Here is a 25021-nt window from a genome sequence, read left to right on the forward strand (position 1 = left end):
ACTGATTAAATAGTCATACGAAAAAACACTAATTAAGTCGATGGATAATCAGTACTAAGCAGTATTTTCCCAGTCGCTTTAACAAACTTTATGGATATAATGTGGTAGCATAATCTCACACAATGATAAAATGTAATACATGACAACAAGTCATGATTTTGTAAAATTATAGGCGTATAGTGGGAAGCACAATGTCCCGATCAGTTGTTGTTCCAAAGCGTTTTCATAGAAGCTGCGATTACTTGTAGTGCGCAGACATCTAGTATAAAAGGATACAGTACGTCGAGCAGAAGTGTCTGGTCATGACGCTATGCTGGGACGACTGTAACCCGTTACTTATTTTTTAGTTTTACCATAATTATTTGATAAGGAAGCCACGATGACAGCGGCGCAATTTACTAACGTAACAGTCAATGCACAAGCGACAATATCTTATGACGGTCGATGCTCGAGCCATACCATCATGTTTGAAGATGGTCGCCATAAGACATTGGGTGTTATCCTACCCTGTGATAATCTGGTAGAGCACTATCACTTTAGCACCAATACCTCCGAGCGTATCGAAATTACCAGTGGCGAATGTGAAGTGAAAATCAACGGCGATGAGGAATTTAGCTACTACCGTGCAGGTCAATCATTTGTCGTCGAAGGCAACAGTGGTTTCAATCTTCGTACCGAAGAGATCGTTCAGTATGTCTGCCACCTAGAGGGCTGATCATATTAGAAGGCTGATAGTGTTAGCAGTACGATAAAAATACCGTTACGCTAATATCATTAATGATTGGCTAATAATGTCAACAACCAAAAAATAAACAATATCAGATTGGTATTGTTTATTTCTGTTTTTAAGTCTTGTTCAATTGGCAATGAATAGTCATAGCTACATCTATTATCAGTGCTAACGACATCCTTTTTTACTCCATCGCTTATCGCGATACCCACCTAATATTTAATAGGCCTACTATGGCAAAACCCATTTATTTTTATGGCATCCATGCAATTGATGCGCTACTTGAACATCGTCCTCTTGATGGTCTTAGCTTATTTGTGCAGCAAGGGCGCGAGACTGACAGTCATGTACAAGCCATCATAGCCCAAGCTGAGGCTAATGGTATTAGTATTCAGCCAACCCAAAAAGACAAGCTAACGCAGTTATGCGGTAGTCCGCAGCATCAGGGCGTGGTCCTCAATGCTCGTCCACTAGGTTTCGCCGATGAGGGCTTACTCGATACCATTATTGGTCGTGAGCAGTGCTTGTTATTGGTACTGGACCAAATCACAGACGCGCATAACTTTGGTGCATGCTTGCGTACGGCAGTTGCCATGGGTGTAGATGCGGTCGTTTGTCCCAAGCACCATGCAGCAAGCCTAACGCCCACAGTAGCCAAAGTATCGGTTGGTGCAGCAGAGATGATGCCGATTATCAGTGTCACCAATTTGGCACGCACGTTGTCACAAATTAAAAGTGCTGGTGTATTTGTATTTGGTACGGCGCTTAATGCCGATGCCAAACCAATACATGCTGCTGATCTGACTGGGAAAACTGCTATTATTATGGGTTCAGAAGGAGAGGGAATGCGTCGCCTAACAATGGAAAGCTGTGATGAGCTTGTATATATCCCAATGTCAGGAAACGAGCATGGCAATTTACAGAGTCTAAATGTGAGTGTTGCAACTGGTATGGCATTGTATGAAGTTAATCGACAGCGAACTTTAGCTGCTGGGCAAGCATAAGATACTCTTGATGTAAGGGTTCTAGCTGTAGGTATAAGGATGCCAGATCACTTTCATTGAGTATGACGTTGTCCGCATGACGATTACGCTCTTCACGACTGAGCTGATTGGTCATAATGGCTTTGATTTTTTGTATACTTTGATCATCACGCTGACTGGCACGTGCAAGCTGCGTGTCCTCAGTGGCGTCCATGACTAGAATACGTTGACATAAATTAGCAAGTCCTGCTTCCGCAGCCTCAATCAGTAGCGGTGCGGACAATATCACATAGGGGGAGGTGCTAGCCTCTAGCTGTGCTTTTGCCGTCTCACGTATCGCTGGGTGAGTGATAGCTTCAAGCTCAATAAGGGCTTCGGGGTTTGTAAACACATGAGTGCGCACAGCAGCTCTATTCATTGACCCATCACCGTTCAACACCCAATCACCAAACTTTTTCTGGATTTTGCGTAACGTGTCGCTGCCTTTGGCAACAGTTTCATGTGCAATCACATCTGCATCGATGATATCGATACCTTGTTCAGCAAACCAAGCGCTAGCAGCGGATTTACCACTACCAATACCACCTGTCAAACCGATTACAAGTGTTTTATTGCTCGTTTGGGGACTTTGTGATTGGTGCGAATAAGGGTGAGGCGTGTTTTTTAACATAGTAGTAGCTTGTCTAGTATATATAATAAGGAATGCAGCGATAAACCAACCATTAGATTTCAAAAAATCTTGTTTATTCGTTTATGGTGTCTGCTGAAAAGTTATGAGAATCATTTAGTAAGTATACATGCCAAGATACCAACTGACGATATCTGAACCATACAACAACGCCACGATACCTGCGATAGCAATGTAAGGACCAAAGGCAAAAGGCTTGCTCTCACCTTGTTTTTTCATCAAGATTAACCCGACAATCGACCCAAGTAGAGATGATAATAGAATGATTAAGGGTAACATCATGGGCCCAAGCCAAGCGCCCAGTACTGCCAATAATTTAAAATCGCCTTGTCCCATTCCATGTTTTTTGGTGATCAAGTAAAACACCTTCACGACGATCCATAGCGATAAAAACCCGAGCAGTAATCCCCAAATCGACTGTGTTGGTGACACAAACCAACTTTGTGAATTCACCGCCAGTCCTAAACCTGCCAATGGAAACGTCAAACGGTCAGGTAGTAGCTGCGTATCAAAATCAATCCCTGTCAAAGCCACTAATGTCCATACCAAAACCAGAGCAGACAGCCCCGTAGCATTTACACCGAATTTATAGATCACTAACACTGATAGTAGGGCAGTTATCAGCTCGACTAAAGGATAACGTATGCCGATCGAGGCTTTACAATTAGAGCAACGTCCGCGCAGCACTAGCCAACTTATTAACGGTATATTTTCATACCACCTGATTTTATGGGCACAGTGAGGGCAACGTGACGCTGGACGACTCAAAGTGATTGGCTGGTCTTTCGCTACAATGTTTGCTATCGGTAGCGTGTGCTCGCGCGGCATGTCTGCTTGTTCAGTCATGAATTGACTGCATTCTTGTCGCCATCCATGCAGCATCATGAGCGGAGTACGATGAATAACCACATTCAAAAAACTACCAATACAAAGACCCAATAGACCGAATATAACCAAAGCTAAGGCAGTATGTTCTTGTAGTAACTGTATAAATTGCATCGATTTATTATCCTACCACAGCGCCCATCTGGAAGATTGGCAAATACATTGCAATGACTAATCCACCGACCAACACCCCTAACACTGCCATAATCATTGGTTCCATCAAACTGGTCAAACCGTCGACAGCATTGTCGACCTCATTCTCGTAATAGACGGCGACTTTATCTAGCATTTCTTCCAAGCTACCAGACTCTTCACCGATACCAACCATCTGAATGACCAGACTTGGAAACAAGTTGGTAGATCGTATGGAGAATTGCAGTTGCTGACCAGTAGATACGTCATTCTTGACCTGCTGCGTAGCATTGTAAAAAACAACATTGTTGGTTGCGCCAGCAGTAGAATCTAAAGCATCGATAAGTGGCACACCAGCAGCAAAAGTTGTAGATAACGTACGAGCGAAACGAGCGATAATTGCCTGATAGGCAATATTGCCAAAAATTGGTGCTTTTAAGACAGCACGGTCTAAAAAATCACGGAATTTTTTAGACCGTTTTTTTGCTTCTGAAAAACCAACAATTGCAGAACCAATGATAAGTATTAAAATGAACCACCATGATTGCATCCACTCGGACATACTAACAACCATTTGAGTAAACGCAGGTAGTTCTGCACCAAAGGAACTAAAAAGATCAGAGAATACGGGGACTACCTTTATTAAGAGAATCATAGTAACGATAATGGCAACTACGATAACGGCAATAGGATATTTCATTGCTTTTTTGATTTTTGCTTTTAATAGCTCACTTTTTTCTTTATAGGTAGCTACGCGCTCGAGCATGGTCTCGAGTGCACCGGATTGCTCACCTGATTCAACAAGCGAACAGAATAAGTCATCAAAGTAGCGAGGATGTTTGCGTAGAGCAGAAGCAAAGGTGCCACCCGCTTCAACATCCGTTTTAATTTGTAGTACTAGGTCTTTCATGCTTGGATTATCAAGTGAGTCAGCGACAATCTCGAAAGACTGAGTGAGTGGAACGCCTGCTTTCATCATCGTTGCTAGCTGACGAGCAAAGATAGCAATATCAATGGCTTTAATCGGTTTTTTGAAGGTATACAAGGGTTTTGGTTTTTTCTTGATACCTTTAACCGTGATACCCTGTTTGCGTAGGGTCGCTTTGGCTAATTCTAAGCTGCGACTGGTCGTTTCGCCCTTTACTTTCTGCCCGCGTCTGTTCGTACCCTCATAGGTAAAGTCCAACAACATATCGGTCTTAGCTTTTGCCATGTTACTACCCTCAAAATGATCCAGTATAGATATTACAAATGTATAGGAGGATGCCGAACGCGTAATATTGGCTAGGCATACTTTATTTTAGCGTAAAAAACCAGTGTTTATCTGTTTTATTTTTAATTACTAGCTACAAACTTATGAGAGACCGATATCAACACTTAAGTGTCTATTCAGAAGTAACCCGCATCATTTCTTGTATACTAGTGACACCTTGTAGGACTTTTAAAATACCCGAACGGCGTAGATCGCGGAAACCATTTTTGAGAGCAGCATCTTTAATATCTATGGCATTACCGTCTTCCATAATAATACGTGAGATATCAGGGCTTACCTTCATCACTTCGTAAATACCGACACGACCTTTATAACCTTCACGGCATTCATTGCAGCCTACTGGCTCATAAATAACATTATCTTGATTGTCTAAGTCGGCATCGGTAAAACCAATCTCTAACAGGCTTTGCCGCGGAATACTGATCGATTTTTTACAGTTTTTACATAGTCGCCGTGCCAAGCGCTGTGCAATGACTAGGTTGACCGAAGTCGCAATGTTAAAAGAAGCGACGCCCATATTACGTAAACGCGTCAATGTCTCAGGTGCAGAGTTAGTATGCAAAGTTGAAAGTACCATATGTCCAGTCTGAGCTGCTTTTATAGCAATCTCGGCAGTCTCTAAGTCACGAATCTCACCAACCATGACAATATCAGGATCTTGGCGTAAGAAAGACTTGAGCGCATTGGCGAAGGTTAAACCGACTTTAGGGTTGACGTTAACCTGGTTAATCCCTTCAAGGTTAATCTCGACAGGGTCTTCGGCAGTTGAAATATTGGTGGCGCCCGTATTTAAGATATTGATACCAGTGTAAAGTGATACCGTCTTACCAGAACCAGTAGGACCAGTGATGAGGAGCATGCCCTGGGGCTTGTGTAGTGCTTCTAAGAACATTTCTTGTTGATCAGGCTCATAGCCTAATGCGTCAATACCAAGCATTGCTGATGAAGGATCCAAGATACGCAAAACGATTTTTTCACCAAATAAGGTTGGTAAAGAGTTTACCCGGAAGTCGATCGCTTTATTTTTAGAGAGTTTGAGTTTAATGCGTCCATCTTGCGGTACTCTGCGTTCAGAGATATCCATCTGTGACATAACTTTCAAACGGGCTGCAATTTTATTGGCAAGTTGCACAGGTGGGTTTGCCATTTTTTGCATGACTCCGTCGACGCGAAAACGTACTCGAAAAGATTTCTCATAGGGTTCAAAATGTAAATCAGAAGCTCCCATACGTATAGCATCAACCAGCATTTTATTGACGAACTTTACGACAGGTGCTTCATCAACGCCATCGCTAAGCTTGGTTTCCCCATCATCCTTATCTTCATCGCCATCTTCAAAGCCAACGTTCAGATCACTATCAGAAAAGCTATCAAAGCTCTGCATCGTATCAGCGTAAACATCCTCAATTCGTTTCTTGAGTTTGTTTTCTTCAACAACGATGGTCTCAATCGACAAGCGAGAGTTAAAAGCGATGGCATCAATGGCATCAACACGAGTTGGGTCACTGAGTGCCACAAACAGGCGTTGACCTCGTTTGAATAGTGGCAGAGCATTAAACTTACGAACGATCTTTTCATCTACCAGATCTTTTGGAATAACATCAGTGCTTAGTGCATCTAGATCAAATAATGGGTCACCAAAAGCTTGCGATAGCATTTGGGCGAGGTGATAAGCATCAGCCAGTTTATTGTCTACAAGGTAAGGTACCAAACCTATTTGCTGTTGTTGCGATTCCATTTGCGCTGTTTTCATATTTGCTTCGCTAACAACACCATCACTGATGAGTTGCTGGGCTAGACCAGCATACTTACTGGTTGCAATAGACATTATGACCTCTCCTTAATACCAAATATTTTGCATACGTCTTCGGTACGTACGTACTAATTATTTACAATTTAAAATATTTGCGGTGATTGATACATTGTTTTCTCAGTAAATTTCTTTAACACTTTATGATCTTGCTTAATCTGTCATTCTTGGCATATTTACGTAAAGAGAAGCCAATAACGGCATTTAATATTGTTATGCTTAATAATATACGACTTTACTTTAGTTTGAAGGCTTTATATTAACAATCAAATCGTCATAGTATAAAAGTATGGCTGACAACCTTGACGCTTGCATGCAGTGATCAAAACGCTCAGCGCTTCTTGATAGAACCCTACTATAGCACTTGCGAATTATTTGTTATACTGGCGCGCATATTAGCCGAATTGGCATCAATACATGAGACAAGGTAAATGAGTATGCAAGCTTGGGTGATCGGTAATTGGAAGCAAAATCCAGCAACTAGCAATGATGTTAATGTGTTGTTAGATGAGTTGCTGTCTAAAATGGGCACCCAAAAACAAACCGGAACGACAACTTCTAATAGCCAATGTAAGTTAATGGTAGCACCAAGCTGTATTCATTTATCCGCGGTCAGCGAACGCTTAGCAAGCAGCACAATACTCAGTGCCGCTCAAGATATTAGCACCTATAGCGCGAATGTTGGCGCGTATACTGGTGACTGTTCAGCACAGCAAGTCGCCGATGCGGGTGCTACTTGGACAATACTTGGTCATTCGGAGCGTCGCCAATACCATAAAGAATCTCACGACTGCCTGTTGAACAAGTTATCTCATGCATTTTCGGAGAACTTAGGTGTGGTGTTTTGTATTGGGGAAACACAAGAGCAGTATGATGACCATCAAACACTGGATGTTATTGATAAACAGCTCTCAGTAATAAAAGACTTACTTATCCAGCAGCCAAATCTTATCTCGCTGCTCTCTGAGAAACTGATTATTGCTTACGAACCTGTATGGGCTATCGGTACGGGTAAAGTGCCGACGGTAGAGGAAGTCAGTAAGACGCATCAGTATATCAAGCAAGCTATTGCAGGCTTTGCTAGCACCATAGACAATATCACCGTGCTCTATGGTGGTAGTGTCAATGCCAGTAATGCTGAAAGCTTTGCTGCAGATCCTATGATTGATGGTGCTTTGGTTGGTGGTGCTTCATTAAAGGCAGAGAGCTTTTTAGCAATTGCGAATGCTTTTAATCAAGCTAATGCTCAATTAGATAAATAATTCCCATATATCAAGATTATAGCCTATAGAGACTATTAGGTGCTGTGGCTTTATCAGTGGGTAAAAGTAGGTTTAACAGTGCCCTTGCAATCGTGTACAATGCGCCTTATTTATAGAATCGACCCAGCATCATTAGATGCTACTCCCATTAACCCTAAGTTTTATTTTTCGTTATCAGTCGTCATTACGCGGCAAAAGAGGCCACCATGTTTACGTTTATATTAGCCCTGCATATTATTGTGGCCATTGCCATGATCGGCTTGATTTTGATACAGCATGGTAAAGGGGCAGATGCTGGGGCTTCTTTTGGTGCTGGCTCGTCAGGTACGGTGTTTGGCGCAGCAGGTACGGCCAATTTCTTGACGCGCGCGACAGCGGCACTAACCGTGGTGTTTTTTATTACGAGTATGACGCTTGCGGTTCATGCTCGTAAGCAGGCTGAAGATCAGTTCCGTTTGGACGCGCCAGTGTCAGTACCGCAAACACCGCGTCCGTTAACAGAAAACCCTGAATAAGTGTCTTTTGAGCAGGCAACGCTTGCTATTTTGGCACGTTAGATTTACAATGCTTTCCTGTTTTCGCAATGCCTATTTCTACCGATGCCTACCTTAAGCATTATTTACCGTAGATTAGATGCTAGAGAACAGCGTAGTAAAATGCGATTGTGGTGGAATTGGTAGACACGCCATCTTGAGGGGGTGGTGGCGCAAGCTGTGGGGGTTCAAGTCCCCCCAATCGCACCAAGTTTTATAGACGTAGCATATCGTCAGGTTAGATATTTTAGTAGAAAATACTTAATTTATAATTTATTTAAAATAAGTATTGACACTTCCATAAAGTATCCCTATAATATGTGTTCTAGATTGATGCGGGGTGGAGCAGTCTGGTAGCTCGTCGGGCTCATAACCCGAAGGTCGTTGGTTCAAATCCAGCCCCCGCTACCACTTTTTATACTGATGTTTTGTACACTAAATTTGTCAGTACCGATTAGCCCACCATTATGCTTGTGGGTTTTTTTGTATCTGAAGGTCGGTGTTATCGCGGTATCTATCCTACTTGTGCTAAGCTCTAGGTCAATAGAGTATGATGTTACTCGTCACTGGTCATCATCGGCCGCTACTGGCACGATGCTCCTTAAGCAACACTATCTTTTATTCCCCACGCTTTTATCGATAGTAGTGCTTTATGAATAATAAAAGCATTGTTTGGCTGAGCTTGACGTTTTTTATGCTCATCCCTATATAAAGGCACAACACATCTCATATGTTTGTGATTTATAATTATATAATGACCGTGACTCTTCTTACTAAACTAAAAAATTTATATAGACAGAAGAGCAAGACTTCAATACGGTTTACTAAGTACGACAGATAAGTGAATAGGAAAAGACAAAGAGATTATGAAGCTTTCGACTAAAGTTGCAGAACTGACTAATATTATCGCCCCTGCTGTGGCTGCTTGTGATGTGTCACTATGGGGTATCGAGTTTGCGCCCCAAGGTCGCCGCTCTTTACTGCGCATTTATATTGAGGCATTGCCAGAAGAGCAAGCCCAAGATAAGCATGTAACAATCGAAGACTGTGCAGCGGTGAATCATCAGGTTAGTGGTATTTTAGAGGTACATGACCCTATCGCTGGCGAATATATTTTAGAAGTGTCTTCACCAGGTTTTGATCGTGCGTTTTTCTCAGATGAGCAGATGCATGCGTATGTCGGTCAAACTGTGAGCTTGCGTCTGATTCAAGCCATTGGGACTGGTGATCAAAAACGTCGTAAAGCTACAGGTACTTTAGATAGTATTGATGAAAACTCTTTAAAACTGACATCAAGTGATGGTGAACAGTTTGAGATTGCACTAAGTAATATTGATAAAGCCAATTTAGTTTATGAAGATGCCTAAATTCATACTATAACGTAACTGCTAAGAACCATAAAGTGACCTATAAGAGAGTAGTGGTGTCATCTTTCAATAGTTTACGCGGCTTATAGTAACGATATAATAGCAACACCCAAATTATAAAATTTAAGTCAATTAAAAAATGATAGGACAGGTATAGCATGAGTCGTGAAATCTTAACGGTAGTAGAAACTGTCAGTAATGAAAAGGGCTTAAATCCTGAAGATATCTTTGAAGCAATAGAAGATGCTTTGGTGGTATCGACTAAGAAAAAAGTATATACCGAACAGCCAGAAGTAGAAGTACGCGTATCAATCGACCGTGCCACTGGCGACTACGATACTTATCGTTACTGGACCGTGGTTGCAGATGAAGACCATGAAATGCCAGCTTGTCAGCTTGCGATCACAGATCTAGACCAAGAAGAATGGTCAATTGGTGATATCAAAGAAGAGCAGATCGAATCGATCGAATTTGGCCGTATTGCGGCTACTCAAGCAAAACAGGTCATCATCCAAAAAATCCGTGAAGCTGAGCGCGCGCTTGTTGCTGATGCTTTTGAGCCACGTGTCGGTGAAATGATGTATGGCGAAGTCAAAAAACAGACACGTGATGGCTATATTATTGACTTGGGCGATAACGCCGAAGGCTATTTGTCACGCGATCAGATGTTGCCACGTGAGCAACTACGTGCCAAATCTCGTATCAACGCTATCTTATACCATGTGAACCGTGAAAACCGCGGTGCACAGCTATTATTATCTCGCACGCACCCAGAAATGCTATCAGCATTGATGCAAAAAGAAGTGCCTGAGATTGCAGAACAAATTATCGAAATTCGCAACGTTGCTCGTCTGCCGGGTACCCGTGCTAAAATAGCGGTTAAGACTAACGATCATCGTATTGATCCAGTGGGTGCTTGTATCGGTATGCGTGGTACACGTATTCAAGCGGTACAACAAGAATTGGATGGCGAGCGTATCGATGTTGTGGTCTGGTCAGATGATCCAGCCCAATTTATCATCAGCTCTTTAGAGCCTGCTGACGTTAGCAGTATTATTCTAGATGAAGATGCACAGACAGCAGACATTATCTTTAGTACCAATGATCAGCTAGCGCGCGCAATTGGCTCACAAGGTCAAAATGTACGTTTGGCTTCTGAATTGACTGGTTATAAGCTGAATATGATGCTCGAAGAAGAGTATAAACAGCGTCAAGAAAATGAATCAAAAGCGTTCATCGAGTTGTTTTATGAGCGCCTAGAAGTTGATCAAGACTTAGCACAGGCATTGGTCGATATCGGTTTTACCAGTATTGAAGAAGTGGCTTACGTACCTGTTGAGACCTTCTATGACATTGAAGGCTTAGATGATGAAGCCATTGATATGATTCAAGAACGTGCCAAAGAAGTTGTCATCGCAGACGAATTGGTCAAGCAACAGAACATGAAAGAGCCAAGTCAAGAGCTTCAAGAGCTTGAAGGTATGACAGTCAGCTGGGCTTATAAAATGGCACAAAAAGACATCATTACCGTTGATGACTTGGCAGAACAAGCCGTCTTCGACTTAGAAGACATCGAAGGATTAGACTCTGAAACTGCAGGAAAACTCATCATGAAAGCTCGGGAATCTTGGTTCGATGAATAAGCGGTAACTGCATATCGCTGTCTTTTGGTGATATGCTATTGAGAATAAAGTGCTAATACTTACATGTTGTAGGTACTGGCCTTAACCCAATCATTTGTAGCCAACAACTGAATTGAACATATAGCAAATAATAGACAGTAGGTGATAATAAATGGCAGATAAGACCGTCAAAGAACTGGCAGAAATGGTAGGCAAAACTACAAATGCTGTACAGCAGCAACTAGTAGATGCTGGCCTACCTGCTCGCGCAGAGGATGACCTAGTCACCGAGCTTGAGCAAGAGAAGCTAGTGACGTATTTAAAGCAAAGTCATGGTCAACAAGAAAAGCGCCGTATCAGTCTTAAATCTAAGACGACCAGTACCGCGCGTGTGACCGGCTCTTCAGGTAAGTCTAAGAGCGTCAATGTTGAAGTACGTAAAAAGAAAGTATTCGAGAAGCCTGACCCAGAGAAAATGGCTGAAGAATTGGCAGCCCGTGAACAGGCCTTAGCTGAGTCTCAAGAGCGCGCCGCTAAAGAGGCTGAAGAACGTGCAGCCACTAAGAAAAAAGCTGAAGAACGCCAAGCAGCCACATTAGCTGCAATGCGTGCAAGTCTAGGTTCTAGCAAAAAATCAGATGACAAGAACGATGATGTTTCTACATCAGTTGTTGTAAAAAAAGGTGGTAAAGCCACTGCTGAAGTTAAGCCGAAAGAGCAGCCGAAGAAAAAAGTGGCTGCAACCAAGCCTAAAGTAGAAACAGCTGCTGAGCGTAAAGCTCGCGAAACGCGTGAGAAAGAAGAAGCGCGTTTACGTGAAATCGAATTAGAAACCCGCCGTACTCAAGCTGAAGAAGCGCAAAAGCGTACGCTTGAGCAAATGCGTAAAATGGCCGGTAAATATACAGATCGCGAGCCAGTTACTGAAGTGCGTAAAGATGAACCATTGGCCGAAGGTTTGGTTGGTGATGCCCTAGAAGAATCATTTGAAAAAGAGCGTCGCGAAATCAAACGCGGTTCAAACAGTACTGGCACACGTGGCCGTCGTCGCAAAAATCAAGATGAGCGTGAAATTAAGAACCGTAAAAACGGTTTGCGTTCAACTCAGGCGTCACAGCACAAGTTTGAAAAACCAGTTGAAAAGATCGTCTACGATGTTGAGATTAGTGAGCAGATTTCAGTTGCTGATCTTGCGCAGCGTATGGCAGTTAAAGCTCGCGAAGTTACTAAATTGCTCATGAAAATGGGTGAAATGGCTCGTGAGTCAGACACGATTGACCAAGCTACAGCAAGTTTACTTGTTGAAGAGATGGGTCATAACCCCGTGCCAGTCAGCGATACAAAAGTTGAAGATGATCTACAGTACGCTGTTGATGAGCGCAGTAGTAACATTCAAACGCGTCCACCAGTAGTAACTATCATGGGTCACGTTGATCATGGTAAAACGTCATTGCTCGACAAAATTCGTGAAACGAAAGTTGCGAATGGTGAAGCGGGCGGTATCACTCAGCACATTGGTGCTTATCATGTAAATACCGATCGCGGCGTTATTACTTTCCTAGATACGCCGGGTCACGCCGCCTTTAGTGCTATGCGTTCACGTGGTGCTCAAGCGACTGATATCGTGGTACTTGTTGTTGCAGCTGATGATGGTATGATGCCGCAAACAGCAGAAGCTATTGATCATGCACGTGCTGCTGGTACGCCAATCATTGTTGCTATTAACAAAATGGATAAACCAGGTGCTGATCCTGACCGTGTTCTTAACGAGTTGACTACCAAAGAAGTTATCTCAGAAGAATGGGGTGGCGATACGCCGATGGCTCGTATCTCAGCCAAAACTGGCGAAGGTATAGAGGACTTATTAGAATTCATTAGCTTGCAAGCTGAGCTAATGGAACTAGAAGCGCCTCTAGACGGTGCTGCGCAGGGCGTTGTTATCGAATCAAGACTTGAAAAAGGTCGTGGTCCTGTTGTTAGCGTATTGGTCAAAAAGGGTACATTGAAGCAAGGCGATTTGGTCTTGGCTGGTGAGCACTATGGCAAGGTTCGTGCACTAACTGACGAGCATGGTCAGCGTATCAAATCAGCTGGTCCTTCTATTCCTGTAGAAATCCTAGGTCTACCTGAGACGCCTGCTGCTGGTAGCGAGTTCTTGGTGGTTACGGATGAGAAGAAAGCCCGCGAAGTTGCAGATTTCAGAACCAATCGTGAGCGTGAGCGTCAACTCGAACGTCAGAATGCTATGCGTTTAGAGAGTATGTTCGATCAGATGGGTCAAGGCGATGTGTCATTCTTGAACATTGTGCTAAAAACAGATGTACGTGGTTCACTTGAAGCATTATTAGCTGCCCTAAATGAGTTGTCTACTGAAGAAGTGAAAGTCAGAGTCATCAGCTCAGGTGTTGGTCCGATTTCTGAATCTGACGTAACGCTTGCAGAATCAAGCGAGGCGGTACTGTTAGGCTTCAACGTTCGTGCAGATGCGACAGCACGACGCAAAGCAGATACTGCTAATATGGATATTCGCTACTACAGCGTAATCTATGGTTTGATTGACGATGTAAAATCAGCAATGAGCGGTATGCTTGCTCCTGAACATCGTGAGAAAATCCTTGGTGTGGCAGACGTTCGTGAAGTATTCCGCTCTAGTAAATTCGGTGCGGCTGCTGGTTGTATGGTCGTTGAAGGTACAATCTACCGTAACAAACCTATCCGTGTACTACGTGACGACCAAGTTATCTTTACTGGTCAATTGCAGTCATTGCGTCGCTATAAAGAAGACGTCAATGAAGTACGTACTGGCATAGAATGTGGTCTAGCGGTTCGTGGCTATGATGTCGAAGCTGGTGACAAAATCGAAGTCTTTGAAATCCAAGAGTTCGCACGTACTATCTAAAGCCACTGTTCGATAGCAGAGTATTCAGCAATGCAATAGGCGACATTCGCTAAGCATGTCGAATACTCCGTAAATATCTAGCGGTACATAGGCCTAACAGGTACACCCTGCTAGGCCTTTTTTGACAAGTATTCGTACTAAATTGATTGATAAGTCTATTAATAAAAATAAGTATCATTAAAGTAAGGTAATAACATGAACCAACGTCTACAACGCTTGTCCGATCAGATTCAGCGTGAGCTTGCTGTTCTTATCCGTGATGAAGTCAATGATCCTCGTCTAACAGGTTTTGTCACAATCTCTAGTGTCAAAGTCAGCCCAGATCTAGGCTATGCTGATGTCTATGTCACCATCATGGAGCCTGAGCTCAACGATGCCATGACTAAGACCAATCATGAAGATAGTATCAAAGTGCTCAACAAAGCAGCAGGGTTTTTGCGTACTGAGCTGAGCCATAGCCTCAAGACACGTACTACCCCGCGTCTACGTTTTCATTATGATGAAGTGACAGCTCGTGGTAATTACATGATGGACTTGATCAGTAAAGCCGTCACTCAAACTGAGCAAAACGAGAATGATGAGTAAATTATAATTATGTCTATAGCGTCCAAACAAGTGGATAAAAAAACGAATAAAACGCCTGATAAAATAAAAGTGTCGGGTGTTATTTTGGTGGACAAACCTCATGGCATGACTTCACAGCAAGTCGTCTCTAAAGTGAAGTATTTGTTTAAGTCACCTATGCATGACAGCAAAAAAGCAGGTCATACAGGGACGCTTGATCCAATGGCAACAGGCTTATTACCCATTTGCTTGGGTGAAGCCACCAAGTTCAGTCATTATCAATTGGATGCCGATAAATCTTACCAAGCAACTATTCTGCTTGGTAGCCAAACGGATACTGGTGATACTGATGGACAAATCATCGAACAAGCCTCTATTCCAGAGTTTGACGAAGACTTATTAGCGAGTATCGCACAGCAATTTTTGGGTGCGCAGCAGCAAATACCACCAATGTATTCAGCACTGAAAAAAGATGGCAAAAAACTTTACGAATACGCCCGTGCTGGTATTGAGGTTGATAGGCCACCGAGAGATATTACCATTAAAGCGATCGATCTGAATGTGATTGATGATCAGCAGATCCGCTTAACAGTAACGTGTACTAAAGGTACGTATGTGCGTGTACTCGCGGAAGATATTGCAAAGGGTCTAGGTACGCTTGGGCATCTGACTGCTCTGCGCCGTACAAAGGTAGGTAAGTTTATTATTGATGAATCTATCGCCTTATCATCGTTAGAAGAGTGTCGTTTAGAAGAACGTCAGTCTTGGTTACTACCTATCGATGCCTGTATCAATATCGATGCTGAGCTAACGCTCACAGAAGAGCAGTGTGCTCGTGTACATATGGGCCAACGTTTGAATGTATTTGATGAGCTAAACGGAGAACTCAGGGACTACATTTCTAATAAGGTTTCTTATCAAATAACTAATGATAATGCTATTAGCACTAATGACGCTGATCTAGAAATCGATAAAGAAGGCGACGCTGACCTCGAGTCTTATCAGCCCTTAGCACATGAGATACCTGTTGATATACGTCTACTCAATGAACAAGGAGAGTTTCTTGGGTTGGGAGCTGTCAGTCTTAATGGGCGCTTACAACCAAAAAAACTTATCCAGCGCTAATACTGATATCACTTTGTATACAAACCATTAGCCAGAACTCATTCGCTTTACTAATAGTTTACACTAATCACATACCGTCACATTTTATTGCAGGTTTCACCTATGGTGAAACCTGTTTTTTTTGTACATTATATACACCAGCTAGGGAAAGCTGAGCAGAAAAATAAAACGAAAAAACCATAATAATAGAAAATAATAACTAAAATAAACAGCATTATAAAAACACGAACCAAAAGATTTTATAACAATAGACAATAAGAACGAACAATAACACAGCGCAATAATCAGCTGGATCATAAAATCAAAATAATTATAGAAAACAAATAACTATAGATAGTAAGGACTATTATGAAAACGATTGCTTTTCTACTACATAACAATTTTGAGCAAGCAGAGTACGAAGAAGTTAATAATAAACTAAAAGACAAAGGCTATAAGACGCTTCTTATCACTACCAACAAAGACAAAGAAGTTCAAGCCATGCAGCAGGACGTAGATAAAGGCGATACCTTTACGGCTGATATCTTTGCGAGAGAAGCGAACGTTGAAGATTACGACGCATTGGTATTACCAGGCGGTACAGTGAACGCAGACACAATACGTGGCAACGAAGAAGCTCATCGTATCATTAATGCTATCAATGATGCAGGTAAGCCATTGGCAGCAATATGTCATGCTCCTTGGGTACTTATTAATACAGGCATTGCAAAAGGCAAAACGCTTACTTCTTACCAATCATTGCAAACTGATTTAGAAAACGCAGGTGCTAATTACGTAGACAAAACAGTACAAATCGATGGCAATTTGATCAGTTCACGTAATCCGGATGATATTGGCAACTTTGCGGATGCGATCGATAAAGCATTGTCTTAATTTGGTCAAGGATCAATCTATTTCAACTATTTATAACTACAATTAAGGAAATACTATGTCAAACTCTAACCCAAACGATACCAAACTTGAGCAACAGCGTTCTGACTCAGCGAATGCTGCTCTTAAAAGCCAAACTGAAAATAATCATACTGAAGATAGCGATGCTGCAGCAGACCGTATTGCAGATAATCTAGAGAACGCTAAAGAACATAAGTAGTATATTTAATGCGTCATTCATATCTGAATGGCGCTGTTTTTTTGATACTCATTTAGTTATCAAACAAGTAGACATTAGCAATCACGAAATTTAAAAACAATAATTTAGGAGTTAATATGAGTAATTCAGTAGATAACATGGACGAGCAAGAAAAAGAAATTGCAAAGCTCTCAGAAGATATCAATCCTAGAGAAGATAAGACGCCTGATAGTTTGGCTGAGGCAACTACGGCACCACTCGAAGATGACGAGTTGGGCGGTAACGCTAAGGAAAACGACGTTAAGTAGCAAATGAATGGTAACTTTGCTAGATAGACGATTAGACTTACAAGTATTATTAAAAACTGCTGCTAGTTCAGCGGTTTTTTGTTATAATCATCCTCACATTTAAATTAGGTTCTAGACAGTACATTGTATCTTGCCCAGCACTAAAACTAGGTAGGAAGTCAATATGCAGGAGTTTAGGCTTATTAAATGATTGTTATCTGTAACTGAGCTTGTCGTACACTAGGTCAACTCTAGTAATGCAGGGTTGTCCTGAATGGCGTACAAGTTATTTTATTTATTATTCTATTGCTTTAAAGCCGACTTAAATTGTAGTCCGTTCTAAAGCTCTTAGCATTGCCGGAGATATTTATGCTAACTAATACCGATCGTGAACAAATCATCGCTCAATACCAACGTGGCGAAAATGACACTGGTTCTCCAGAAGTTCAAGTAGCTTTGTTGAGTGCTCGTATCAATGATTTGCAGAACCATTTCAAAGCACACAAAGCTGATCACCATAGCCGTCGTGGTCTTATCCGTATGGTTAACACACGTCGCAAACTGCTTGATTACCTAAAAGGTAAAGATCTTGGTCGTTACACGACTCTTATCAGCCAGTTGGGTCTACGTCGTTAACCTGACAGGTACATCACGAGGGGCCACCAAAACTAAAGACACCATTATATGGCACAATCTTGAAGTTTTCGTTAGACCATTCGGGACTTGTTTGTTGTTATCGATAATATAGATTTTTATAAAACGGTGTGGAATAGTTTCACGCCGTTTTTTTATGCTTATTCATTTTATAAGACAGGTTCAGATAATCTCGTAAATCATTAGGTAAGACGCGCAGTGTAGACAGCAGCTTTAGTAAAAACAGCACGAAATGTATATACGATCGAATTTTTTCTATTGATAGTCGCTGTGTTTTGCAATTAATTGGTCAATGGCTCCAAATCACTGTAAAATAATGCTTTGTGACTTTTACAACATATCTACTTCATACATGGCGATTATCTAAAAGTAGTAGTCTCTTAACTTATAAGTTGATTAACTGAGCAAATACCTGACAATTGATATCCGATAACTGTGAGTGCAAGAGTAACCTGTATGATTTTTAGCACCAAAGTCTTTTGACTTGACGCCTTTTTGATAGTATTTATAGTAAAGTCAAAATTGCACGACCGAATATATATGATAGTACGATGTCTAACACAGACAGATATAAGAGATAACCAATTAACGTTATTGGCAGTGATTGAGATGAGTTTTTAGAAAAAGAGTGTCAATCAGTAGTAGCCATATACATAGAATTTTAATGACAGATATCAGCTTATTAGGTTGCTGATATCACTTTTGTCGGTCAACATTAGGAAGATTATATGACAATGTTTAACACCATTAAGCGTGAATTTCAGTACGGTAACCAGCAAGTTGTTATCGAGACAGGCCGTATGGCTCGTCAAGCAAACTCTATTTTAGTACACATGGGTGGCGTAACAGTATTAGTTGCAGCAGTCGTAAAGTCAGAGGCTAAAGAGGGTCAAAACTTTTTTCCGCTCACCGTAAACTATCAAGAAAAAATGTATGCAGCGGGTAAAATTCCAGGTGCTTACGGCAAACGTGAAGGCCGTGCAAGCGAATTTGAAACTTTAACCTCGCGCTTGATTGACCGTCCGATTCGTCCGCTATTCCCAGAAGGCTACGTAAACGAAATCCAAATCACAGCGACTGTTGTATCATCAGATAAAACTCAGTCTGCAGATATCGCTGCACTAATCGGTGCTTCAGCGGCATTAGCTATCTCTGATGCGCCATTCAATGGTCCTGTTGCTGCTGCTCGTGTTGGCTTTATCAATGGTGAATACGTTCTAAACCCAACGTCTGAGCAGCTTGAGAGTAGTGATCTAGACTTGGTTGTCGCTGGTACGAAATCTGCGGTATTGATGGTTGAGTCTGAAGCAGCAGAGCTATCAGAAGACCAGATGCTAGGTGCGGTACTATATGGCCATCAGCAACAACAAATCGTTATTGATAATATCGCGTCAATGGCTGAAGAAATTGGTACTACTAAGCAGCAGTATTCTGCACCTGAGCGTGACCAGGCGCTTACTAGCAGCATGAAAGAGCAGTTCGGCGAGCAAGTTGCTGACGCTTATACCATTACTGATAAGCAAGCGCGTTACACTAAGCTTGACGAAATTAAGCAATCAATTATTGATGCACTTGCTGGTGATGCTGAGTCAGAAGGCTATGCTGATACCGTATCTGAGCTAAAAGAAATCTATAATGACCTTAAATATCGTACCGTTCGTGACAATATCTTGTCAGGTAAACCGCGTATCGATGGTCGTGATCCTGAGACAGTTCGGGCGCTTGACGTACAAGTTGGTGTGTTGCCATACACGCATGGTTCAGCACTGTTTACTCGCGGTGAGACGCAGGCATTGGTTACGACTACGCTCGGCAACAGCCGTGATGTCAATATGATTGACTCATTAGGTGGCACGATTCGTGACCATTTCATGCTGCATTACAACTTCCCGCATTTCTCAGTTGGTGAAACGGGCCGTGAAGGTATTCCAAAACGTCGTGAAATCGGTCATGGCCGCCTTGCACGTCGCGGTGTACAAGCAATGCTACCAGATAGCGAACGCTTCCCATATGTGATCCGTGTAGTATCAGAGATTACTGAATCTAATGGTTCATCTTCTATGGCGTCTGTTTGCGGCGCAAGCTTGGCATTGATGGACGCAGGCGTACCATTAAAAGCACCAGTTGCTGGTATCGCGATGGGTCTGGTTAAAGAAGGCGAGCGTTTTGCTGTCTTATCAGATATCTTGGGTGATGAAGATCATCTAGGCGATATGGACTTTAAAGTAGCTGGTTCTAAAGACGGTATCACAGCGTTACAGATGGATATCAAAATCGAAGGTATCACTCCTGACATCATGGAGCAGGCGCTTAAGCAAGCACATGCTGGTCGTATCCACATCTTGGACGCAATGAATCAAGTACTGCCTGAGAGCCGTACTGAAATCAACGCTCATGCACCGAACTACGCGGTTATCGAAATCAATCCAGATAAGATTCGTGATGTTATCGGTAAAGGCGGCGCAACTATCCGTCAGTTGACTGAAGAGACTGGCGCAGTTATCGACATTGATGATGCCGGTACTATTCGTATCTTTGGTGAAAACAAAGCAGCTACCAAAGCCGCTATTGGTAAAATTGAAGCATTAACTGCTGAAGTTGAAGTTGGTAAAACTTATGAAGGTACGGTTGCTCGTATCGTAGACTTTGGTGCATTTGTTAACGTATTACCAAACACCGATGGTCTAGTGCATATCTCACAAATCGCAGAAGAGCGCGTAGAAAATGTATCAGACTATCTAAAAGAAGGCCAAGTCGTTAAAGTACTCGTACAAGACGTTGACAACCGTGGTCGTATCAAACTTACTATGAAAGGTGTTGAGCAAAACTAAGGCTCAGTATTTGATGTAGTTTGACCCAAAAAAACCGCCTTGAGTACTCATAAAGAGTATTTCAAGGCGGTTTTTTTTATCTTTAAAAACGATAACTGAGCAATTCATAATCAGTTTATAAGTAACAGTCAGTTTATAAGTAATAGTCTGTTTATAAGCTGATGCTTTTTGGGACGTGCACATCGATACGTAGCTTTGGTAGGTCTTGTAAATAGGTAGTCAGTAATGGCAATGTATCAGTCTGCCAATCTAGAGGCAGAGAATTTGCTTCAGTACTTTGGTGAGTTGCAGTATCACGTGGATTATCAAAAATAAGTGGACGTGCCAATAGTGCAACTCTGCGTATGCCTTTATAACGTATGAGCGGCATCATCTGCTGTTGTAGATCAATCAAGGCAGTGGTGAACCAACGCGTACGCGCAGGATGGTATGGATGATTTGATACTACAAGGTTAGCGATATAGCTTGGCTGATTGCCATTACTACTGATACCCAGACCTGCTTGCTCACGCATGCGCTTATGCAGTAAGCAACTGCCAACATTTAAGCTACCATCACGGCAAGCACGATGATAGCGATGATAGTTATCAGGGTACAAGGTTTTGGCTCGTGCAAGGACAGGGTCCAAAAGAACGCCAGCGTTATTGACAGGTAATATGAGCAGTTGTGCTCTACTATTCAATATAGACGCATGCGTAAGTCGCAGGTTCGCCATCCTAAGCCTCTTTATCAGAAATGCTGTTTTTATTGTGGCTCTGTTTGACCAGCGCCATCTGCTTCTAGCTGTGCTATTTGCTGTTCGAGTAGGGCGATCTCTTCTGCTTTCATATCGGTGAGTTTTTTGCTCATGGCTAATTGCTCAGCAGCCAGCTTTTCTTGTTCAGCTAAGCGCTTACGCTCATCTTCTAAACGATCAATCTCTTCTTTTGCTAGGCTGTCAGTCTTTGGTATAGGCGCGTTTAAGATAGCGGCGGGGCTGGGTAGTTCAGTGCTTGCACTCCCATCTAAAATGACACTTTCATTCATGTCTTCGCTATCGTCAATGATAATATCGTGCTCATCATTGGTCATGTCTTTTGAATTTGAAGCGGCTTTAGCGGCCTCAGTTTGCTCAGCCATTGTTGGTGATTTGCTAATAGGTAAGACAGGATCTGGTTGAGGCTTTGCCCAAATAAAGTAAGCCACAGCGACAAGTAGTAACGCAAAAATAAGGGTAATCCAAACTCGTCGGCCAGCTTTTGCAGAGGTTGCTCTAGAAGACTTGGTAGATAAAGGACGCATTTGTTTACGGTTCATATTATGATCGATTTATGTCAAGACTATAAGTAGACATACTATAGCAAACTCAAAATAAAAAGCCTATCTATTGATAGATAGGCTTAATAGACCATGAAACAATGAGTGAGTAATACATAGGTACGCTGTTTGAAACAATTGCTGAGTAGTTAGCACTAAGCGACCAGTTTTCAACAATTAAGGTTTGAACTTTACGGTACCGCTAGTACCTGTAGTCATGGCATCACGAGTAAGCTTATCCTCCAAATGGTTTTTGGCACTGATCGCATCAGGATCAGGACGATGCTCCGAATGTCCACATTGGGTACACTCAATGTACTCATCTGGCGCTGGCGTGACAATATTGACTTGTACTACCGCGTCCATCTCCTGGCATTTTGGACAACGCACTCCTGCCAAAAATCGACGCTTGGGTTTAGATGACTGATAGCGCATTTAGATAACCTCGTGCGTCGTCTGGTCGTTTGTAGCGTCGATGTTCTTAGTATCGACAAAGCCATTGTGACGTAGTAGAGCATCAATACTGGCACTACGACCACGGAAGTTTTCAAAGTTGGTCTTGGCTGGGAAACTACCACCAACGGATAAGACAGACTCACGAAAAGCTTTACCAGTTGCTGGGTTAAAAATACCCTCTTCCTCAAACTTACTAAAAGCATCCGCTGATAATAGCTCTGCCCATTTATAAGAGTAATAACCCGCCGCATAACCACCCGCGAAGATATGACTGAAGCCATTAGCAAAACGGTTATAGTCAGGCGTCTGCATGATAGCGATATCGCTACGTACTGCATTGAGTGTTGCTAAGATACCATCGTAATCAAGGGCTGGGGTATGAGCGTGAATCAGTAAATCAAACAATGCAAACTCGATTTGACGCAGTGTCTGTAGACCGCTTTGGAAGTTTTTTACCGCCAATAGCGCATCCAATTTATCTTTAGGCAATGGCTCACCAGACTCGACATGGCTACTGATAAGCGCAATGCCTTCAGCATCCCACGCCCAGTTTTCCATAAACTGACTAGGCAGCTCGACGGCATCCCACTCGACACCATTGACACCTGCGACATCACCGACGGTAACTTGGGTCAATAAGTGATGCAGGCCGTGACCGAACTCGTGGAACAGAGTCAATACTTCATCATGGGTTAACAAGCTTGGTTTGCCATCAAGCGCTGGTGTGAAATTGCCTACCATGAAGCAGACAGGCAGTTGTGTGTGGTTTTGCTCTTCATAGCTATAGCGAGACTGAAAACCACTCATCCATGCCCCGCCACGCTTGCCACTGCGAGCAAATAAGTCGAAGTAAAAGCCGCCAATCAAGCGATCATCGGCATCAAACAGCTGATAAAAGCGCACATCATCGTGCCAGCGTGAGACAGAGGGAACATCAGTATCAGTATTATCAAAGTCTTGCTCTTGTACCGTAATACCGTATAGACGTTCAACAATAGCAAACAAACCACTAATTACTTTTGGCAATGGGAAATAAGGACGGATCTCTTCTTGCGATAAACTAAACGCGCTTTGCTTTACTTTTTCGGCGATATAAGCGCTATCCCACGGTTGTAATTCATCAATACCATAATCCTGCGCACATTTTTGTAGCTGTGCCAAATCAGCCTTGGCAGCTGGAGTCGCTTTGGCAGCCAAATCACGTAAGAAGGTTTCCACCTCCAAGACGCTATCTGCCATCTTGGTCGATAGGGATACTTCAGCATAGTTGTCAAAGCCCAATAATTTGGCCTTTTGCTCACGTAATGTCAAAATTTGACTCATGATGTCGGCATTATTTAGCGACTCACCTTTAGTATTGGTATGAGTATCAAACTCAGAAGCACGCGTGACGTAGGCGTGATACAGCGTCTCACGTAAGCTGCGATCATCAGCATGGGTCATAACTGCCAAATATACTGGGATATTTAGCGTTGCCACGTAATAAGGAGTAGGGAGCGCATCCACATCAGCTCGGCTGAGGTTATCGCTGTCAAGCTCACGTGCCTTATACTGCTCGCCTGCATCTGCCAATAGTGCCAACCCACTTTCTGTTAGACCCTTCAGCTGTGAGTCTGCTAGAGGCAATACAAATGCTTGGGTCGCATCTAAGATATGATCTGAGAATGTTGCAGACAAGGTAGATAGCTCACTTTGGATAGCAGCAAATTTTTCTTGCTCTACCTTAGGCAGTGCTACCCCTGATAGCTCAAAACTGCGCAGTGCCAGTTCGATCGCGCGCGTACGTGCAGGCTCAAGTGTCGCAAAGAAATCTGTGTCATTTACGATAGTCTGGTAACGACTAAAGAGCGTCTGATGCTGACCAACTCGCGTGCCATAAGCGGAGAGCTTGGGCAGTAGCTCATGATGGACATGACGAATCTCGTCGTTACTCATCACGCCATTGAGGTGTGACAAGATACCCCAGCTGCGATCTAGCGCCAGATTGATATGATCAAAACGCATGACGTCTGCCAATGCCTGTTCAGCACTTACGCTGGTAGCGTCCGTCACTGCCGAAAGGTTATCTAGAAAATTATTGGCTTCATCGATAGCATCAACGACTTGGTTCTGTAGTGTGTGCGGCGCGGCATCGGCAAAGTCGACAAGGCGCAAGTCTGAAGAAGGAATAGTCATAAAAGTATCCAATATTAATGGTTGTTATAGAGCAAACTGTCGTATCAGATCGCACTCGTTACGGTTTCAATCTGTAATGCACGGCTATTTTTATAGTCTACGATTTATAGATAAGTTATATAAAAGATGGGTTCGTTTCATAAAAATACAACCTGAGTGTGCACAAACTGAGCGCGCGCTCAATGTATGAGTACATGATATGGTCAGTAGAGTTCAGAAGACAGTTGGTTGAGACGATGTCTGTCTTTAACAATACAGATTGCTCTATTTACAAAGCGCTATCATTTGCTTGCATTTTAACCCTACAGAGAGTGAGGAGCAGCTGCTAGGATTAAGACAAAGGAATTCAAAAATTATGCACATATAAAGTGTGTACAACA

22 protein-coding genes and 2 tRNA genes are annotated in these 25021 nt (G+C 42.6%); 16 read left to right on the forward strand and 8 right to left on the reverse strand.

Going from position 1 to position 25021, the window contains the following annotated elements; genetic code table 11:
- The first annotated feature begins 379 nt into the window (after nt 1-379).
- Complete coding sequence (ppnP, locus tag AC5JPY_RS08050; RefSeq protein WP_319050756.1) at nt 380-715, forward strand: pyrimidine/purine nucleoside phosphorylase; 336 nt, start codon at nt 380-382, stop codon at nt 713-715.
- A gap of 248 nt (nt 716-963) precedes the next feature.
- The gene (gene rlmB / locus AC5JPY_RS08055) at nt 964-1734 is read left to right on the forward strand and encodes a 23S rRNA (guanosine(2251)-2'-O)-methyltransferase RlmB (protein ID WP_319050755.1); all 771 of its coding nucleotides are present in this window, start codon (nt 964-966) and stop codon (nt 1732-1734) included.
- On the opposite strand, the gene coaE is transcribed toward rlmB, so the two are convergent.
- From coaE to pilB, 4 genes are all read right to left on the reverse strand, one after another.
- Nucleotides 1697-2383, reverse strand: coding sequence for a dephospho-CoA kinase (gene coaE / locus AC5JPY_RS08060; protein WP_443525002.1), 687 nt, complete (start codon nt 2381-2383; stop codon nt 1697-1699). The two genes, rlmB and coaE, sit on opposite strands and share 38 nt — an antisense overlap.
- Before the next feature lie 114 nt (nt 2384-2497).
- Nucleotides 2498-3400: a prepilin peptidase gene (locus AC5JPY_RS08065; protein ID WP_443525003.1), complete on the reverse strand. Its 903-nt coding sequence runs from the start codon at nt 3398-3400 to the stop codon at nt 2498-2500.
- 7 nt (nt 3401-3407) lie between these two features.
- Nucleotides 3408-4631, reverse strand: coding sequence for a type II secretion system F family protein (locus AC5JPY_RS08070; RefSeq protein WP_443525004.1), 1224 nt, complete (start codon nt 4629-4631; stop codon nt 3408-3410).
- A gap of 172 nt (nt 4632-4803) precedes the next feature.
- Nucleotides 4804-6519, reverse strand: a complete 1716-nt coding sequence (gene pilB, locus AC5JPY_RS08075) for a type IV-A pilus assembly ATPase PilB (protein ID WP_443525006.1) — start codon at nt 6517-6519, stop codon at nt 4804-4806.
- 419 nt (nt 6520-6938) lie between these two features.
- Between pilB and tpiA the strand changes: the two genes are divergently transcribed.
- The 14 genes from tpiA (at nt 6939) to pnp (ending at nt 20714) form a co-directional block, all read left to right on the forward strand.
- Entirely contained in the window at nt 6939-7763 is an 825-nt protein-coding gene (tpiA, locus tag AC5JPY_RS08080) for a triose-phosphate isomerase (RefSeq protein WP_443525007.1), read from the forward strand.
- A gap of 206 nt (nt 7764-7969) precedes the next feature.
- Nucleotides 7970-8278 carry a preprotein translocase subunit SecG gene (secG, locus tag AC5JPY_RS08085; protein WP_319050749.1) on the forward strand — a complete coding sequence of 103 codons (309 nt, stop codon included), beginning with the start codon at nt 7970-7972 and terminating at the stop codon, nt 8276-8278.
- A 143-nt stretch (nt 8279-8421) separates the two neighbouring features.
- Nucleotides 8422-8506 (forward strand) — tRNA-Leu (locus tag AC5JPY_RS08090).
- Between the two features lie 124 nt (nt 8507-8630).
- Nucleotides 8631-8707, forward strand: a tRNA-Met gene (locus tag AC5JPY_RS08095).
- 455 nt (nt 8708-9162) lie between these two features.
- Nucleotides 9163-9663, forward strand: a complete 501-nt coding sequence (gene rimP / locus AC5JPY_RS08100) for a ribosome maturation factor RimP (RefSeq protein ID WP_443525010.1) — start codon at nt 9163-9165, stop codon at nt 9661-9663.
- A gap of 158 nt (nt 9664-9821) precedes the next feature.
- On the forward strand, nt 9822-11306 hold the full coding sequence (gene nusA / locus AC5JPY_RS08105) for a transcription termination factor NusA (RefSeq protein WP_319050747.1): 1485 nt from the start codon (nt 9822-9824) through the stop codon (nt 11304-11306).
- Between the two features lie 151 nt (nt 11307-11457).
- The gene (gene infB / locus AC5JPY_RS08110) at nt 11458-14184 is read left to right on the forward strand and encodes a translation initiation factor IF-2 (RefSeq protein ID WP_319050746.1); all 2727 of its coding nucleotides are present in this window, start codon (nt 11458-11460) and stop codon (nt 14182-14184) included.
- A gap of 195 nt (nt 14185-14379) precedes the next feature.
- Entirely contained in the window at nt 14380-14769 is a 390-nt protein-coding gene (locus tag AC5JPY_RS08115; protein ID WP_319050745.1) for a ribosome-binding factor A, read from the forward strand.
- 9 nt (nt 14770-14778) lie between these two features.
- Nucleotides 14779-15873 (forward strand): tRNA pseudouridine(55) synthase TruB, encoded by a 1095-nt coding sequence (truB, locus tag AC5JPY_RS08120; protein ID WP_443525013.1) that lies wholly within the window; start codon nt 14779-14781, stop codon nt 15871-15873.
- A 348-nt stretch (nt 15874-16221) separates the two neighbouring features.
- Entirely contained in the window at nt 16222-16746 is a 525-nt protein-coding gene (locus AC5JPY_RS08125; protein ID WP_443525015.1) for a type 1 glutamine amidotransferase domain-containing protein, read from the forward strand.
- A 55-nt stretch (nt 16747-16801) separates the two neighbouring features.
- Complete coding sequence (locus tag AC5JPY_RS08130) at nt 16802-16963, forward strand: hypothetical protein (RefSeq protein ID WP_443525017.1); 162 nt, start codon at nt 16802-16804, stop codon at nt 16961-16963.
- A gap of 116 nt (nt 16964-17079) precedes the next feature.
- Nucleotides 17080-17250: a hypothetical protein gene (locus tag AC5JPY_RS08135; RefSeq protein ID WP_443525019.1), complete on the forward strand. Its 171-nt coding sequence runs from the start codon at nt 17080-17082 to the stop codon at nt 17248-17250.
- Between the two features lie 348 nt (nt 17251-17598).
- Nucleotides 17599-17865: a 30S ribosomal protein S15 gene (gene rpsO / locus AC5JPY_RS08140; protein WP_045443035.1), complete on the forward strand. Its 267-nt coding sequence runs from the start codon at nt 17599-17601 to the stop codon at nt 17863-17865.
- A gap of 746 nt (nt 17866-18611) precedes the next feature.
- Nucleotides 18612-20714 (forward strand): polyribonucleotide nucleotidyltransferase, encoded by a 2103-nt coding sequence (gene pnp / locus AC5JPY_RS08145; RefSeq protein WP_443525021.1) that lies wholly within the window; start codon nt 18612-18614, stop codon nt 20712-20714.
- A gap of 151 nt (nt 20715-20865) precedes the next feature.
- On the opposite strand, the gene AC5JPY_RS08150 is transcribed toward pnp, so the two are convergent.
- The 4 genes from AC5JPY_RS08150 to AC5JPY_RS08165 form a co-directional block, all read right to left on the reverse strand.
- Entirely contained in the window at nt 20866-21429 is a 564-nt protein-coding gene (locus AC5JPY_RS08150; RefSeq protein ID WP_443525022.1) for a hypothetical protein, read from the reverse strand.
- 29 nt (nt 21430-21458) lie between these two features.
- Complete coding sequence (locus AC5JPY_RS08155) at nt 21459-22010, reverse strand: hypothetical protein (protein ID WP_443525024.1); 552 nt, start codon at nt 22008-22010, stop codon at nt 21459-21461.
- A gap of 177 nt (nt 22011-22187) precedes the next feature.
- Entirely contained in the window at nt 22188-22445 is a 258-nt protein-coding gene (locus tag AC5JPY_RS08160) for a YheV family putative zinc ribbon protein (protein ID WP_443525026.1), read from the reverse strand.
- Nucleotides 22446-24641: a M3 family metallopeptidase gene (locus AC5JPY_RS08165; protein ID WP_443525028.1), complete on the reverse strand. Its 2196-nt coding sequence runs from the start codon at nt 24639-24641 to the stop codon at nt 22446-22448.
- Between the last annotated feature and the right edge of the window lie 380 nt (nt 24642-25021).

Source organism: Psychrobacter sp. H27 (assembly GCF_059072655.1).